The sequence below is a fragment of the Pseudomonas sp. Q2-TVG4-2 genome, from assembly GCF_013620795.1.
Taxonomy (GTDB): Bacteria; Pseudomonadota; Gammaproteobacteria; order Pseudomonadales; family Pseudomonadaceae; genus Stutzerimonas.
Genome location: NZ_LGLW01000004.1, coordinates 439297 through 453815, shown reverse-complemented (window position 1 = coordinate 453815; position 14519 = coordinate 439297). Strand labels below are relative to the sequence as shown.

The window sequence follows — 14519 nt, the reverse complement described above, 5'->3', positions numbered from 1 at the left end:
TTGTTTCATCGATCCCGTACGCCGACAATCCCTTCATCGAAGAACGAGATGAATTGGAGATTGTTATGGCTGTTGCTCATTCCCTGGGTTTTCCACGCATTGGCGCCGATCGTGAATTGAAGAAGGCACTGGAGGCGTACTGGAAGGGCGAGCTGAGCGAGGGCGAGCTGCGTCAGGTTGGCCGGCAGTTGCGCGCTGTCCACTGGCAGCTGCAGGCCGATGCAGGCATCGAACTGCTGCCGGTAGGCGACTTTGCCTGGTACGACCAGGTGCTGACCCACTCGTTGATGTTCGGCGTGATTCCGGAGCGGTTTAGCCCTGCCGATGGCGTTCCGACGCTGGATACCCTGTTCTCCATGGCGCGTGGCGTCACTAAGAGCTGCTGCGGCGGAGCCCAGGCGCAGGAAATGACCAAGTGGTTTGATACCAACTATCACTATCTGGTGCCCGAATTCACTGCGGACCAGCAGTTCAGCCTGTCCTGGACGCAGCTGTTCGAAGAAGTCGAGGAAGCCCGGACGCTGGGCCATGCAATCAAGCCGGTGCTGATAGGCCCACTGACCTACCTCTGGCAGGGCAAGGCCAAGGGCGATGCATTCGACAAGCTGGAATTGCTCGAACGGCTGCTGCCGATCTACGGCGAAGTGCTTGAGCGGTTGGCTGCGCAGGGCGTCGAATGGGTACAGATCGACGAACCGATTCTGGTGCTGGATTTGCCGCAGGATTGGAAGAATGCCTTCGAACGAGCCTATAACCTGTTGCAGCGTGCGCCTTTGAAGAAGCTGGTCGCGACCTATTTCGGTGGTCTGGAAGACAATCTGGGACTTGCCTCTGCGCTGCCGGTAGATGGTCTTCACATCGATCTGGTCCGCGCCCCGGAGCAATACCCGGTAATTCTCGACCGCCTACCGGCTTACAAGGTCCTTTCGCTCGGCCTGGTCAACGGACGCAACGTCTGGCGTTGCGATCTGGACAAGGCGCTGGCGGTGCTTCGGCATGCTGACGAGCGGCTCGGTGAACGGCTGTGGGTCGCACCTTCCTGTTCCTTGCTGCATACGCCGGTGGATCTGGCACGGGAAGACCAGTTGGATGCCGAGCTGAAAAGCTGGCTCGCCTTCGCTGTGCAGAAATGCTCCGAAGTCTCGATTCTGGCGCGTGCGTTGAATGCTCCGGAAGACGCCCAGGTGCAGGCTGTGTTGCAGAATGGTCGCGCCGTGCAGGCCAGCCGGGCGCAATCGCCGCGTATCCATAAGCTCGAGGTGCAAGCGCGTCAGGCTGCGATCAAGCCGCGCCATAGTCAGCGCCAGTCACCCTTTGCCGAGCGGATCGAAAAGCAGCGCGCACGCCTGGATTTACCACCGTTTCCGACCACAACCATTGGTTCGTTTCCACAGACACCGGCTATCCGCCTGGCGCGTCAGGCATTCAAGCAGGGCAGGCTGGCGCTGGTCGACTACACCGAGGCGATGCAGGCGGAGATTCGGCACGCCGTCGCGGTACAGGAGCAGCTGGGTCTGGACGTATTGGTGCACGGCGAGGCCGAGCGCAACGACATGGTGGAGTACTTCGCCGAGCAGTTGGAAGGTTACGCCTTTACACGCTTTGGTTGGGTGCAGAGTTACGGTTCGCGTTGCGTGAAACCGGCGATCATATACGGTGATCTGAGGCGCCCGGCGCCAATGACCGTGGAGTGGATTCGCTACGCACAGCAGCAAACCGGGAAGGTCATGAAAGGCATGCTGACCGGGCCGGTGACGATGTTGATGTGGTCGTTCACCCGCGAGGACCTCAGCCGAGAGCAGCAGGCACGACAGCTGGCGCTGGCAATCCGCGACGAGGTCTGTGATCTGGAAGCGGCAGGAATAAGAATCGTGCAGATCGACGAAGCGGCCTTCCGTGAAGGCCTGCCGTTGCGCCGTGCACAGTGGCAAGACTATCTCGACTGGGCGGTCGAGGCGTTCCGCCTGTGCTCCAGCGGAGTGCGCGATGAGACCCAGATTCATACACACATGTGTTACAGCGAGTTCAACGATGTGATCGAGTCGATCGCAGCGATGGACGCCGACGTCATCACCATCGAAACCTCCCGCTCGCAGATGGAGCTGCTCGAGGCCTTCCGCGCCTTCGACTATCCCAACGACATCGGCCCGGGCGTCTATGACATCCATTCTCCTCGGGTGCCGGATACGGGCGAGATGGTTCAGCTGCTGGAGAAGGCCTGCGAGCGCATCCCCGCGGAGCGGCTTTGGGTCAATCCGGACTGCGGTTTGAAGACTCGCGGCTGGCCGGAAACAGAGGCAGCGCTGGTCAACATGGTCGCCGCGGCTCGGCAGCTACGTTTGGCGCAGCGGGCAAAGGTGGCCTGAGCCAGGATTGGCCGTCGCCCCGCTCGGTCCCGCTGCAACCTGTTCGGCCTGCACACTGTGCGGGCCGTTGTGTTTTTGGCTAATGTAGCGGCTCTCATTCAATGACCTTACCGTAATGACGCCCGCCATCGATCTGCTGAAAAAGGCCAAGGCTGGCCATCGCATCCACAGCTACGAACACGACCCGAAATCCGCCTCCTACGGGCTCGAGGCGGCCGAGAAGCTCGGCCTGGAACCCGCGCGGGTGTTCAAGACGCTGCTAGCCTGCAGCGAGAAGAACGAACTGCTGGTCGCCGTCGTGCCCGTCGCCGGTAGCCTCGATCTCAAGGCGTTGGCGCAGGCGGCGGGGGTGAAAAAGGTCGACATGGCCGATCCCATGGCGGCGCAGCGGGCGACGGGCTATTTAGTGGGTGGTATCAGTCCGCTGGGTCAGAAGAAACGACTTCGTACCTTTATAGACAGTTCGGCTCAGGCGCAGCCGAGTATCTATGTCAGTGCCGGACGGCGAGGATTGGAGGTGGAGTTGGTGGCCCAGGTGCTGGCCGAGCACACCGGCGGCAGCTTCGCGCCGATCGGCCGGCCTTGATCAGGCTGGCAGCAGAGTGGGTTAGAGCGGCGGCAGGATCTCACCGAGATCGGTATCGTTGATGCCGGGGATGTGAATGTCGTTGTGCACCAGCTGCTGGCCTTCCATCTGCGGCTGGGTCACCCAGGTCAGAATGTCGTAGTAGCGGCGGATGTTGGCGACGAAGTGCACCGGTTCGCCTCCGCGCGCATACCCGTAGCGCGTCTTGGTGTACCACTGTTTCTGCGACAGGCGTGGCAGCATCTGCTTCACGTCCAGCCACTTGTTCGGATCCAGCCCTTCGCTCTCGGCGAGCTTGCGTGCGTCTTCCAGATGGCCTCCGCCGACGTTGTAGGCGGCCAGGGCGAACCAAGTGCGGTCCGGTTCCTTGATGCTGTCTGGCAGGTTGGCATGTACGCGGGCAATGTACTTGCCGCCACCCTGAATGCTCTGGACAGGGTCGAGGCGGTTGGTCACGCCCATGGCCTTGGCGGTATTCAGCGTCAGCATCATCAGGCCGCGCACACCGGTTTTCGACGTCGCTTCCGGCTGCCAGTGGGATTCCTGATAGCCGATCGCGGCGAGTAGACGCCAGTCGACGCCATACTCCTTGGCCGTTTCGCGAAATACTTTTTCATAGCGAGGCAAGCGCTGCTGCAGGTGTTTGGCGAAGGCGTAGGCCCCGACGTAGCCGAGCACGTCGACGTGGCCGTAATAGCGCTCGCGCAAGCGCTGCAAAGTACCGTTCTCCTGAGCCAGATCGAGAAACTTGTTGGCGGCCTCGAGCACCGTGTCGTCTTCACCCTTGCCAATGATCCACGACAGGCTGTTCTGCTCGCCCAGGTCGAACGCCACCCGCGCATTAGTGAAGTACACCTGATTGAGCGCCAGTTCATTCGACTCGACCAGCGTCAGGTCCACCTGACCTTCGTCGACCATGCGTAGCAGGTCGACCACTTCCACTGCGTCGGATTCCTCATAACGCAGATCGGGCAGCTCGGCTTGCAGCGCCTCGAGCTTTTCCGCCTGGCTGCTGCCCTTGAGCACGAGAATGCGCTTGCCGACCATATCTTCGGGCTGGGTCGGTCGGCGTTGCCCGCGGCGGTAAACCACCTGCGTGGTAACGTCCAGGTAGGGTTTGGTGAAGCGCGCCAAATCTTTACGCCCTTCGCTGGCCACCAGGCCGGCCGCCGCCAGGGTAGGGCCACCGGGGCGATTAAGGCGGGTGAAGATGTCTTCAATGCTATCGGCGGTTTCGATCTGCAGCTTGACGCCGAGGTGGCTGGCAAAGCGCTTGACCAGCTCATACTCGAAGCCGGCCTCGCCGTTGCGGTCTTGGAAATAGGTGGACGGGCTGTTGCGGGTGATCACGCGCAGTACACCTTCCTCCTTAACACGCTCGAGTGCGCTGGGCGGTTCAGCGCAGCTGCCGAGCATCAGGAAGAGTCCGGTCGCTAGCAACCAGGAGGTGCAGCGCTTGCGGAACGCGGTTTGGGCAAACATCGGCGCAGTATACGCAAAGGCGAACCGCCACCATATCTCGACAGGATCGACGGACTTTGCTAAGCGAGGCGGCGAGCGCTGGTAATGCCGGGCTGGTCTGGGCCGATTTAGTAAGACCCGTCAGGGCTCATATGTGTCGAGACATTGCCGTACCGATCGTTGGCGATGCCAGGGTTGGATTAGCCTGTACGTACTCGCCAGCCTGGCGAGCTTGCCGTGGGCGATGTGGACCGGGAAAATCTGCCGTCCATGGCCGGATGTCCGGTATGTCCGGTATGTCCGGGTGGTTATCCATCCTCGTCGAGGAATTCCGTCGCATGAGCGTCGCTTCTGCAAAGCCCTGGTTCGTTTACCTGGTACGGGCCGCCAACGGCTCGCTGTATTGCGGAATAAGCGATGATGCGCAGCGCCGCTTCGCCACGCATCAGGCCGGGCGAGGGGCGCGTTTCTTTCATTCGAGCCCGGCAGTGGCGCTGGTTTATGTCGAAGCCTGCGAGAGCAAGAGTGATGCGCTACGCCGGGAGCGTGCAATCAAGCGCCTGAAAAAGCCGGCCAAAGAAGTGCTGGTCGCCATGCACGGTGGCTGCGACATGGTGAATACTGCGGCAATCAGCTGAACGGCTGGGCTGCCTCGTCTCTCGCGAGTAAGCTGCCGGTCTACTTACAAGACTGGCGGAGCCTGCAATGCACGAGATCATTCTGCACCATTATCCAACCTCTCCCTTCGCCGAAAAGGCGCGTCTGATGCTGGGCTTCAAACAGCTGTCCTGGCGCTCGGTGGCAATTCCGCCCATCATGCCCAAGCCGGATCTCACCGCATTGACCGGTGGTTATCGACGCACGCCGGTGCTGCAGATCGGGGCCGATGTGTATTGCGATACCGCACTGATGGCCCGCCGTCTCGAGGCGGAGAAAAGCACGCCGGCGCTGTTTCCTGAGGGCCAGGAATTCGTCGCCGCGACCTTAGCGCAGTGGGCTGACTCGGTGCTGTTCCTGCATGCGGCGAGCCTGGTGTTCCAGCCCGAGTCCATGGCTATGCGTTTCGCTCAGGTGCCCAAGGAATTCGTGCAGGTGTTCAGCAAGGATCGCGCCGCGTTGTTCAGCGGCGGCTCTGTGACACGCATCCCACCGGAGCAGGCCAAGAGTCATTGGCCGGTGCTGATGGCGCGCCTGCAGCAACAGCTGGCACGGGAGGATGGTGAGTTCCTGTTGGGCAGTGCGCCCTGTGTGGCTGATTTCGCGGTGGCCCATTGCCTGTGGTTCCTCAAGGGCACCCCAGTGACTTCGCCGCTGGTCGATGATTACCCTGAGGTCGCGGTCTGGCTGAGTAAGATTCTGGGTGTCGGGCATGGCTCGCATAGCGAACTGTCATCCGAAGACGCGCTGACAATTGCTCGGGAGGCCTCGCCAGCCGCTTTACCCGACGAAGCCTTCGTCGAACCCAATGGCTTCCAGCTCGGCCGGCAGGTCAGCATCAGCGCCGTGGATTACGGTACCGAACCGGTGACCGGCGAGTTGGTATTCGCCGGTGTCGAGGAGCTGATCCTGCGCAGGGAAGACGAGCGCGCTGGTGTGGTGCACGTGCATTTTCCGCGTATCGGCTATCGAATCGACGCGCTTTGATGCGTATGGCCCGCGGTTTGGCGAATCGCCGCGCCGCGGGTCGCTCCGGCGCCTGCAGCTACAGCGCGATGAACAGCAGGGTGACGCCCAGCAGCAATCGGTAGATCACGAACGGCAGCATGCCCATTGCATCCAGTGCCTTTAGGAACAGCTTGATGCAGAGAAAGGCGGCGACGAAGGACAGCGCCGCACCGATGAGAATGTCGTTCCACTGCGCATCTTCCCCTGATTGGGCCAGTTCCACGGCCTTCAGCCCACCCGCCGCGAGAATCAGCGGTATCGACAGCAGAAACGAGAAGCGCGCGGCGCTCTGCCGGGTAAACCCGAGCAGCAGCGCCGCGGTCATGGTGATGCCTGAGCGGGACGTACCAGGAATCAATGCCAATGCCTGGGCGCAGCCGATGATCAGTGCGCTCTTCCAGGTCAGTTGATCCATCTCGGCGACGCGTCTGCCCTTGACGTCCGCGTACCACAGCAGCAAGCCGAAAATGATCGTGGTGGCGGCGATGAACAGCATGGAGCGGGTGTACTGCTCGATGTAGTCCTCCAGCAACAGTCCGATGATCGCCGCCGGCAGGGTACCAATGATGATCGCCCAACCCAGCCGGCTTTCGGCACTGGCCTGCTGGCGGAACACATGTGCCAGCCAGCCGCGGCTGGTGGCGATCACTTCATGGCGGAAGCAGATCAGCACGGCGAACAAGGTGCCCACGTGCACGGCGACGTCGAATGCCTGGCCCTGGTCCGGCCAGCCAAGAACCTGGGAAGGGAGGATCAGGTGAGCAGAGGAGGAGATCGGGAGAAATTCGGTGATGCCCTGAACCAGGGACAGAACAATCAGGTGAAGCCAATCCATTGTGAATCCTTACCAGAACGGGTCGTGCACAGTTGCTGCTCCAATCAAGCAGCCCATGTGACTGACAAACCGGCGTTTCATTCAGCCGCGGTTGGAATTCGTTCCGCTCAGTGAACCGGCGCCGGCAAGTTCTCGAGCCGCTGCAGCGGTAGCGGCTGCTCTGCAGCCAGGGTGAAAGTAGCGTCAGCTGTTGCCGCTGGCTGACGGCTTAGCCCTTGCGGCGCTTGAGCTGATCGGTCAGCTGGGTCGGGAGTTGACGGATGATCAACATATCGCGGGCTTCGTCATATTCGACCTTCGAGCCCAGCAGATGAGATTCGAAGCTGATCGACAACCCCTCGGCGCGCCCGGTGAAGCGCTGGAATTGATTGAGGGTGCGTTTGTCCGCCGGAATCTCCGGCGAAAGTCCGTAGTCCTTGTTGCGGATGTGCTCGTAGAAGGCGCGCGGGCGCTCTTCGTCGATCACGCCAGACAGCTCCTCGAGCGACATTGGCTCGCCGATCTTGGCCTGACTGCTGGCGTAACCCACCAGGGCGCTGGTTTTCTCGCGCGCCTTCTCGTCCGGGAGGTCTTCGCTCTCGACGTAATCACTGAAGGCCTTGAGCAGCGTTCGTGTCTCGCCGGGGCCATCGACGCCTTCCTGACAGCCGATGAAGTCGCGAAAATACTCCGAGACCTTCTTGCCGTTCTTCCCTTTTATAAAAGAGATGTACTGTTTGGATTGCCGATTGTTCTTCCACTCCGACAGGTTGATCCGGGTGGCGAGGTGCAACTGGCCGAGATCCAGATGCTTGGCTGGCGCGACGTCCAGCGAGTCGGTGACGGTCACGCCGTTGCTGTGGTGCAGCAAGGCAATCGCCAGATAGTCGGTCATACCCTGTTGATAATGGGCAAATAGCACGTGGCCGCCGGTGGAGAGATTGGACTCTTCCATCAGCTTCTGCAGATGTTCCACCGCCTGCCGGCTGAACGCGGTGAAATCCTGATTGGCTTCCATGTACTGGCTCAGCCAGCCGCTGAAGGGGTAGGCGCCGGATTCCTCGTGGAAGAAGCCCCAGGCCTTGCCCTGCTTGGCGTTGTAACTCTCGTTGAGATCGGCCAGCAGGTTTTCGATGGCCTGGGACTCGCCCAGCTCCGAGTCGCGGGCGTGAAGCACGGCAGGGGTGCCGTCCGGCTTTTTCTCGATCAGGTGGACAATGCAGTGGCGAATCGGCATGGGTTACTCGCGTCGGGTGAGGCAGACAGGCGGCAGTTTACCCGAGCAGTCATGTCCGCCGCAGAGCAAAAAAAGTGGATGCGAGCGGGTGGGGGTATACGAGTAAGATGATCCCCCCTTGTTTTTGCTAAGTGTGTCGGCGATGAATGCGATATGGCGCAACAGTGTCTGGATTCTGCTGGGTGGTTCCCTGATCTTGGCCGTTTCTCTCGGGACGCGACATGGGTTCGGCTTGTTCCTGCCACCCATGAGTGCGGAGTTCGGCTGGGGGCGCGAGGTCTTCGCGTTCGCCATCGCGCTGCAGAACCTGATCTGGGGCCTGGCGCAGCCGGTCACCGGAGCTCTGGCCGATCGTTTCGGGGTCGCGCGGGCGGTACTGATTGGCGGCGTGCTTTACGCGGTCGGTCTGTTATTCATGGCTGGCGCGGATTCGCCGCTGTCGCTCTCGCTGAGCGCCGGACTGCTGATCGGGCTGGGGCTTTCCGGCACCTCGTTTTCGGTAATTCTCGGCGCGGTCGGTCGCGCCGTACCGGCGGAGAAGCGCAGCATGGCGATGGGCATCGCCAGTGCAGCGGGATCTTTCGGCCAGTTCGCCATGCTGCCCGGCACACTCGGACTGATCGGCTGGCTGGGCTGGTCCTCGGCCTTGCTGGCCTTGGGGCTTCTGGTGGCGTTGATCATGCCGCTGGCGCTGATGCTACGCAGCGGTCCACCAGCGCCGGTGACCGGGCCGCAGCAGTCGCTGGCTGAGGCGCTGCGAGAGGCTGTTGCCCATCCGGGCTTTCGCCTGTTGGCGCTGGGTTTTTTCGTCTGTGGTTTCCAGGTGGTGTTCATCGGCGTGCACCTGCCGGCGTATCTGGTGGATCAGCAACTGCCGGCCATGGCGGGCACCACGGTCCTGGCGCTGGTAGGGCTGTTCAATATTGTGGGTACCTATACCGCCGGTTGGCTGGGTGGCTGTTATTCGAAACCCAAGCTGCTGACAGCGCTCTATCTGCTGCGAGCGGTGGTGATCAGTGCGTTCTTCTTCACCCCGCTGACGCTGTGGACCGCCTATGCCTTTGGCATCGCCATGGGCCTGCTGTGGCTGTCCACGGTGCCGCTGACCAACGGCACCGTGGCGACGTTGTTCGGTGTGCGCAACCTGTCGATGCTCGGTGGCATCGTCTTCCTGTTTCATCAGATCGGCTCGTTCTTCGGAGGTTGGCTGGGCGGTTGGGTATACGACCAGACCGGCAGCTACGACCTGGTCTGGCAAATCTCCATCGCGCTTAGCCTGATGGCCGCCGCACTGAACTGGCCGATTCGAGAGCAGCCGGTCGAGCGGGTGCGCCTGGCTGCGGGAACAGCCTGATGCGTAGCGTTGGACTCTGGGCAGGCGGCGCCGTGCTGGCGTCGTTGGTGCTGGCTGCGGTCTGGTGGGGCTGGCAGCAAGGCGGACTGGCTCTGCTGCAGCTGGGCGTAGGCATCTGCTGATCGACCGTTTGGTCGTTTTTGCCGCTGGCTATGGAATCAATTCGCTAACCAATGGCTCCAACAAACGAGACGATTGAAAGCTGTCGCGCAATCGTCATCGAAGATCTGTAAAAAGCTGCGGCATGCAGTTATCTGGAGCCACCGAACCATGTCTACTCTCACCGAACTCGCCCAACAGATCGCCCAGCTCTACCCTCTGCAGGACAAGCGTGTTGGCAAGCGCTACCGCGTGGTAGGCGAGCTTGCCGGAATGACCGAGCTGGAGGAGATCAATGGCGAGCCGCGCTACATCCAGACCATGGCGCTGAAGAACAAACAATTATGGGACGTGGCAATCTGAGCCATGGCTCACGTGCGCGACGCGCATTGCGGCGATGCTACAGCGATAACCCATCTGCTTGCCGAACTGGGTTACCCAGGGACCGGTAAGTTCATCGACCATCGCCTACAACAACAGCTGAATCACGCTGATGCCTGTCTGCTGGTGGCGGAAGGGGACGATGGTCAATTGATGGGGTTCATCTCCCTCCATTTCGTCGTGCAACTCGCCCTTGAAGGCGACTTCTGCCGCATCAGCTATTTCTGCGTCGACTCGAAGGCACGCAGCCTGGGGGTCGGGTCGCTGCTGGCGAGGGCTGCCGAACAGCGAGCCCGTGCCCGTGGCTGTGATCGGCTGGAGCTCCATTGCGATGTTCGTCGCGAAGCGGCCCATCGCTTCTATACGAGACTGGGCTACGAAGATGCACCGAAGTACTTTCTCCGCTCGCTGACGACCTGAGTCAGCCGGGCTGACGCTTCCAGCGTGTCGCGCGCCACTCGCTCTGCTGGTGTTCGGTCAGGAAGGACCAAGCGACGAATCGGCTACGCTTCTGCCCTTGAGACATGTCCGAGACGCGTACCAGCCGGGCGCCAAGCTTCTTCAGTCGGGCCTGTAGCGGTTGCACATTGCCTGCCTTGGATACCAGCGTGCTGAACCAGCAGACTTGCTGCGCCACACTGTGGCTTTCGTCCGCCAATCGCGCGATGAATGCCGCCTCGCCCCCTTCGCACCAGAGCTCGGCCGCCTGGCCGCCAAAGTTCAACGCCGGTAGCTTGCGCTTGGGGTCGAGCTTGCCGAGGTTGCGCCACTTGCGTTGGCTACCACTGCTGGCCTCGGCCTGCGAGGCGTGGAAGGGTGGGTTGCAAAGCGTGATGTCGAAGCGGTCCTCCGGCTGCAGCAGCTTCTCGAAAACGTGTCGTGGGTCAGTTTGCTGGCGCAGGGCGATGCTCTTGCCCAGCTTGTTCGCAGCGACGATGGTACGCGCCGAAGCCAGGGCAGTGGCGTCGATGTCCGAGCCGGTAAAGCGCCAGCCGTATTCGCGCAAGCCGATCAGCGGATAGATGCAGTTGGCGCCGGTGCCGATATCCAGCGCATGAATGCTTGCGCCACGAGGGATCTCGCCGGCATTTTCGTCCGCCAGCAGATCGGCGAGTCCATGCACATAGTCGGCCCGGCCCGGAATCGGCGGGCACAGGTATCCCGGTGGAATATCCCAGTACGCGATTCCGTAGAACTGCTTGAGCAGCGCCCGGTTGAACACGCGCACCGCATCCGGGTTGGCGAAGTCGATGCTCTGCTTGCCGTAGGGGTTGATGACCACGAAATCGGCCAGCTCCGGACTGGCGGCTATCAGGGCGGGGAAATCGTAGCGCCCGGTGTGGCGATTACGGGGATGCAAAGTGGTCTTGTCAGCGGCGGGCTTGGCGGCGCGCGATGGCGCCTTGGCTGATTTCGAGACGGTCATGTTCGGCTGCTGGTAGCGATTGAAAAGCTGCATTGTCCCACAGCTTTCAGGCGCGACGTGGAACCAGCAGCATCCAGATCAAACCCCACAGCAGCGCACCGGCACCGAGCCAGAAAGCGCTGTGTAGGGAGCCGCCCATATTTAGCCAGACGCCAGTGAGCCAGGGGCCTACCAACTGGGTCAGGCTGTAGAGCGCTATCAGCGCAGCGGAGAGCCGCGGCCCCTGGTGTGGATGCAGCGCGCGGGCCAATCGCTGGGTCAGCAACACAGTGCCGAGGAAGGTTCCGCCGACCAATACCCCACAAAGCAAGATGCCCGGTGCACCCGGCAGTAATAGGGCGGCCAGTACGCCGGCCAGTTGGGCGACATAACTTAGACGCAGGGCCAGGATGTCTCCGAGCAGCGCACCGAGACGGTTCCACAACCAGGGTGAGGGAAGTGTCGCGAGCGCGACCACCAACCAGCTGCTTTCGATGAGGAAATCACTCGGGTCGACCTGCAGGCTAGCCACCATGGGTAGGAAGGTCATCGGCAGGATGTAGCCCATACCGGCGCCAGCGTAGGAGAGAAATAGCGGTGTGCTGGCGCGATCCAGCAGACGCCCGCTTGGTACGTGTACTGGCTCCTCGGTGGGCTCAGCTTCCGGCATGTCCAGGCGGGCCAGCCGCCACCAGCCCCACCATGCCAGCGGAATGGACAGCAGCGCGGCCGGCCACCAGCGATCGGCACCTTCGAGCACGCCGTTGCTCAGGCTCACCAGGAGGCTGGAAAGGATCATCCCGACACCCACGCCTAGGTAGACCAGGCCGCTGGAGGACACGCGGCGATGGCGCGCCAGCCACTCGAGGATCAATGAAGGGGCCTGGACGAAAACCAGCCCATTGCTGATGCCGTTGAGCAGGCGCAGCGCGGAGAGCGCGTCGGCTGATTCGACCTGAGTCTGCGCCAGCGTGCTGAGCCCATGCAGGACCAGCGCCCACGGCAGGCTGCGGCGGATCTGAGCAACCCGGTGCCAGCGCAACGCAAGGAGCGCCCCGATGAGATAGCCCAGGTAGTTCCAGCTGGCGATGCTGGCGCCTTCCTGTACCGTCAGCAGTCCGTCTTGCACCAGCCACGGCAGTAGCGGTGTGTAGACGAAGCGGCCAAGGCCGTGAACGACCAGCAGCAGCGTGGCACCGGCCAGCAGAGTCGGGAATAGGGCGGGGCGTTGGGGCATCGGGAGCGGACCATCAAGCAAAAAGGTCCACAGCTTAGCGATACCCGCGACAAACGAACACGCTACCGATGGATAGTACGGCGCGTGTGTCAGTGCATGGCAGAGCGGAGCGTAACCCTATCGGCGGCGCCTCGCCGCCGGGCGCAAGTCATGGATAGCCGAGAACAGATTTGAGTTGGGCGAGGTTGCGCTCGATCCATTGCTGGTCGATCGCACCCCAATCGTAAATACGGTACTGGCCGGCGTTATGTCGCTCACCGTCTTCCTGGGTGAACCGGCAGTCGATATCGAGATCGGCCAATGCAGCCAGGGTGTCCTGAGCGGTACGTCTGGGCATGCCGGTTGTAGCCATCAACGCTGGCACGCTGGTGGCCGCTCCGGTGTCGATCAGCCAGGCGACGTAGAGGCGTCGGTAGAAACTGCTCTTGGTCTTGCTGATGGTCATCGCGATTCCATGATTTTGAAACCCGGGCCGTTGAAGCCCGCTTTATGCGGCTTCGACGACTCGAGGATTGCCACGCATCAACGCAGGGCGAGCATGCCGATGTAGGTGACCGTGCCGGCCGTGTAACCGAGGAAAGCAAGCAGGCTGACACGCTTGACGTACCAGGTGAAACTGATCTTTTCCATGCCCATGGCTGCGACACCGGCCGCCGAACCGATGATCAGAGTGCTGCCTCCGGTGCCGGCGCAATAGGCGAGCATCTCCCAGAAATTACCGTCGACCACGAACTGCGACAGCCAGGCGACCTCACCCGGCGCGGCCGCCGCAAGTACGGCAGGACTGACCAGCGGATACATTTTCATCGACCCGGCCACCAGTGGCACGTTGTCGACCACCGCCGAAAGCAGGCCGATGGTGTAGTTGATCGGATAGATGTGACCCATCGACTCGCGCAGCAACGTGGCCACCTGGGTCAGGTGACCGGCGGTGGCCAGCGCCGCGACAGCCAGCAAGATGCCGAGGAAAAATAGCACGCTCGGAGTATCTACCTTGCGCAGCACGCCCACGACCGAGAGAGGATGCTTGTGCTCTTCTTCCTTGTGGCGATGGAGGAATTCAGTGGCGACCCAGAGGACGCCAAGGCCGAACAGGATGCCCATGTAAGGTGGCAGGTGCGTAACAGTCTTAAATACCGGCACGAATACCAGTGCACTCAGACCCAGGGCTAGTACCAGGTTGCGTTCGAAGGCTGTGGTAGCCGACGGATGGCGCTCGGCCAGATGCGCGCGGGCCCGAGGGCGGGGCACCTCGCCGCGCAGGCGGAAACTGAGGATCAGCAGCGGTACCAGCAGGCAGACCAGACTCGGCAGAAACAGCCCGACGATCACACCTGGTGCGGTGATCTGATTGCCGATCCAGAGCATGGTGGTGGTTACGTCGCCAATGGGCGACCAGGCACCACCGGCGTTGGCGGCGATCACCACAACGCCGACGAAAAGCCAGCGCTCCGGACGGCCGCGGATCAGCTTGCGCAGCAGCGAGACCATGACGATGGTGGTGGTCAGGTTGTCCAGTGCGGCAGACAGGAAGAACGTCAGGAAGCCGATGATCCAAAGCAGGTGGACGCGCTTGCGAGTCTGAATGCGGTCGGTGATGACCTTGAAGCCTTCGTGGGAATCGATCAGCTCGACGATGGTCATGGCACCGAGCAGGAAGAACAGGATTTCCGAGATCTCTCCCAGGTGGTGCCGCAGCGCCTCGACCACCACGGCGGACGAGTCGCCCGGATCGTGGCTGCCCGGCTGCAACAGCGGGACGATGGCGTCCGCGCCTAATACCAGCACCGTCCAACAAAGCACCGCGGTTAGAATCGCGGCGGCCGCTTTGTCGATCTTCAGCGGATGTTCGAAGGCTATGCATAGATAGCCAATGACAAACACAACAGCCATGAGTACATACATCGGGAGGGG

At 61.7% G+C, this 14519-nt stretch carries 15 protein-coding genes; 8 read left to right on the top strand and 7 right to left on the bottom strand.

The features are described from left to right. Positions 1-65 precede the first annotated feature (65 nt). Together metE and ybaK are read left to right on the top strand one after the other, a co-directional pair. The gene (gene metE / locus H3028_RS10345) at positions 66-2366 is read left to right on the top strand and encodes a 5-methyltetrahydropteroyltriglutamate--homocysteine S-methyltransferase (RefSeq protein WP_181296922.1); all 2301 of its coding nucleotides are present in this window, start codon (positions 66-68) and stop codon (positions 2364-2366) included. Between the two features lie 115 nt (positions 2367-2481). After that, positions 2482-2952, top strand: coding sequence for a Cys-tRNA(Pro) deacylase (ybaK, locus tag H3028_RS10340; protein WP_181296921.1), 471 nt, complete (start codon positions 2482-2484; stop codon positions 2950-2952). Between the two features lie 21 nt (positions 2953-2973). Here ybaK and mltF read toward each other — a convergent pair whose 3' ends face one another. After that, the gene (gene mltF / locus H3028_RS10335; RefSeq protein ID WP_181296920.1) at positions 2974-4434 is read right to left on the bottom strand and encodes a membrane-bound lytic murein transglycosylase MltF; all 1461 of its coding nucleotides are present in this window, start codon (positions 4432-4434) and stop codon (positions 2974-2976) included. Positions 4435-4751: 317 nt separating this feature from the next. Between mltF and H3028_RS10330 the strand changes: the two genes are divergently transcribed. After that, positions 4752-5051 (top strand): GIY-YIG nuclease family protein, encoded by a 300-nt coding sequence (locus H3028_RS10330; protein WP_181297115.1) that lies wholly within the window; start codon positions 4752-4754, stop codon positions 5049-5051. A 67-nt stretch (positions 5052-5118) separates the two neighbouring features. Beyond that, positions 5119-6057 carry a glutathione S-transferase family protein gene (locus tag H3028_RS10325; protein WP_181296919.1) on the top strand — a complete coding sequence of 313 codons (939 nt, stop codon included), beginning with the start codon at positions 5119-5121 and terminating at the stop codon, positions 6055-6057. Positions 6058-6115: 58 nt separating this feature from the next. Here the strand turns inward: H3028_RS10325 and H3028_RS10320 are convergent, their stop codons facing one another. Together H3028_RS10320 and yejK are read right to left on the bottom strand one after the other, a co-directional pair. Continuing rightward, a complete protein-coding gene (locus H3028_RS10320) occupies positions 6116-6913 on the bottom strand; it encodes an undecaprenyl-diphosphate phosphatase (protein ID WP_181296918.1) in 798 nt (265 codons plus the stop codon). A gap of 208 nt (positions 6914-7121) precedes the next feature. Next, positions 7122-8129: a nucleoid-associated protein YejK gene (gene yejK, locus H3028_RS10315; RefSeq protein ID WP_181296917.1), complete on the bottom strand. Its 1008-nt coding sequence runs from the start codon at positions 8127-8129 to the stop codon at positions 7122-7124. 151 nt (positions 8130-8280) lie between these two features. On the opposite strand from yejK, the gene H3028_RS10310 reads away from it, so the two are divergent. The 4 genes from H3028_RS10310 (at position 8281) to H3028_RS10300 (ending at position 10383) form a co-directional block, all read left to right on the top strand. Continuing rightward, the gene (locus H3028_RS10310) at positions 8281-9483 is read left to right on the top strand and encodes an MFS transporter (RefSeq protein WP_181297114.1); all 1203 of its coding nucleotides are present in this window, start codon (positions 8281-8283) and stop codon (positions 9481-9483) included. Continuing rightward, positions 9483-9605, top strand: coding sequence for a hypothetical protein (locus H3028_RS21265; protein WP_258237749.1), 123 nt, complete (start codon positions 9483-9485; stop codon positions 9603-9605). Before H3028_RS10310 ends, H3028_RS21265 begins: the two co-directional genes overlap by 1 nt. 148 nt (positions 9606-9753) lie before the next feature. Beyond that, the gene (locus tag H3028_RS10305) at positions 9754-9945 is read left to right on the top strand and encodes a hypothetical protein (protein WP_168425356.1); all 192 of its coding nucleotides are present in this window, start codon (positions 9754-9756) and stop codon (positions 9943-9945) included. A 3-nt stretch (positions 9946-9948) separates the two neighbouring features. After that, the gene (locus tag H3028_RS10300; protein WP_181296916.1) at positions 9949-10383 is read left to right on the top strand and encodes a GNAT family N-acetyltransferase; all 435 of its coding nucleotides are present in this window, start codon (positions 9949-9951) and stop codon (positions 10381-10383) included. 1 nt (position 10384) lies between these two features. Here H3028_RS10300 and rlmF read toward each other — a convergent pair whose 3' ends face one another. From rlmF to nhaD, 4 genes are all read right to left on the bottom strand, one after another. Then, the gene (gene rlmF, locus H3028_RS10295) at positions 10385-11389 is read right to left on the bottom strand and encodes a 23S rRNA (adenine(1618)-N(6))-methyltransferase RlmF (protein ID WP_181296915.1); all 1005 of its coding nucleotides are present in this window, start codon (positions 11387-11389) and stop codon (positions 10385-10387) included. Between the two features lie 46 nt (positions 11390-11435). Further along, positions 11436-12605: a YbfB/YjiJ family MFS transporter gene (locus H3028_RS10290; protein ID WP_181296914.1), complete on the bottom strand. Its 1170-nt coding sequence runs from the start codon at positions 12603-12605 to the stop codon at positions 11436-11438. 148 nt (positions 12606-12753) lie between these two features. After that, positions 12754-13050 carry a helix-turn-helix domain-containing protein gene (locus H3028_RS10285; RefSeq protein WP_181296913.1) on the bottom strand — a complete coding sequence of 99 codons (297 nt, stop codon included), beginning with the start codon at positions 13048-13050 and terminating at the stop codon, positions 12754-12756. A gap of 77 nt (positions 13051-13127) precedes the next feature. Then, positions 13128-14510 (bottom strand): sodium:proton antiporter NhaD, encoded by a 1383-nt coding sequence (gene nhaD, locus H3028_RS10280; RefSeq protein WP_181296912.1) that lies wholly within the window; start codon positions 14508-14510, stop codon positions 13128-13130. Positions 14511-14519: the final 9 nt, after the last annotated feature.